Consider the following 1,401-nt stretch of genomic DNA (forward strand, 5'->3'; position numbering starts at 1 on the left):
CGCCAAACGTCCTGTTTGGCGTGCTAACCTCGCTCTGTTGTCGGCACATTCTGACGCCTGAATAAAACAGATAGCATAGCCGATTGCTTTTTAATTATGTGATTAACTTTATTTTTTATTGCCGCCTATACGGCGTTAAGGTAGAACTCAAAATTTGATAAATCTTGTTATATAAAGATAAACAACAATTTTGGCTTTGAAATCCCTTTTTTTAAGCTTTTTTCTAACATTTTGATTTTATTAAATTTTAAATTATTATAAAAAAAGGGGTGGGAGAGGTTTATATTCAAAAAAACGGACAGAAAAAAACTTCAATAAAATCAACACATTTCCTGACTGATTTTTTGCGGTTAAGTTTTGTTATCCTGAGTGTGCTTTTATTGGTTTTGTGGATTTGTTAGTTGTTGGTATTTAACGCTAGTTATGCAAGTGGTTGATTTTGTTTGAAAAGAGTTAAATAAAAACTTCAATAAAATCAATACCTTTCCTGACCGTTTTTTTGCATTGCTTTTTAACACAAAAACAACTCAAAAAAAATACCTAAGGTTATGCTGTCTGTCTTGTTACGGCGTCAGAATGTGCCGACAACAGAGCGAGGCTATGCTTCGCCGGGAGCGAATCATAGCCTGTGCGTTAAGACCGAGCGACGGCGGACAAATTTGTCTGGAACAAATTTGAACATCTGAGCATAGCGAAGATGGCCTCGTAGAGGCGAGTATCAGGATGATACGAGTAGCGTAGCCGTAGGCCACATTCTGTAGCAAAAGCGTGGGTTTGCAAAGGGAATTCGCTTTAATTCCCTTTGCTCGGACGTGGTCACTGTGGCTATTTTATTCGCAAAAAGTCAAAACGTCCGAAACCACCGCACCTAATCCATTCTATGCACCAACAAAAAAAGACATTATTTTAATAAAAAATCGGTCAGGAAAGACATTGATTTTATTGAAGTTTTTTCTTAATGTGTTTTTAGCAAAAATACACCCAAAACAATAGCCCCATCGGGAACCGTGTGCGCTGCTATTGGCTGAAATAGTTTTTTAACTCTTGAATAAATGCACTATCCACAATCGGCGGATATTTGTTAGGTTGCCATGATGATAAAAACAGCAAATGTTGTAATGTTAATGTTTTGTTTATGTTACTCAGTGCGGTTTCGACTATTGGCTCGGAGTCTGTGAAAATCGATGACTGCGGTGCAGTGACTTCGTTTGTATGAGTGACGGTTTGCTGTGGTTGTGGTGGTTGGTTTTGTTGGGCTTTTCTTTTTTGGTATAAGTGGTACTGCTGTTGATACCAAGCTTGATAGCCACTTAAACCGTAGTCGCCAAGCAACTTATATCCATAAACAGTCGGTACTGCGTTAGGAACCCGTTTATTGATGACACTTACTGGAAATCCTCC

Annotated in this window: 1 protein-coding gene; it reads right to left on the reverse strand. The window is 38.3% G+C overall.

The genetic code is table 11. The annotated features are described in order from the left end of the window. Positions 1-1,017: 1,017 nt before the first annotated feature. The coding region (locus GQ596_RS10905; protein WP_160401748.1) for a hypothetical protein at positions 1,018-1,401 on the reverse strand (384 nt) is incomplete at its 5' end.

The sequence above is a fragment of the Gilliamella sp. Pra-s60 genome (assembly GCF_009795755.1).
Lineage (GTDB): Bacteria > Pseudomonadota > Gammaproteobacteria > Enterobacterales > Orbaceae > Gilliamella.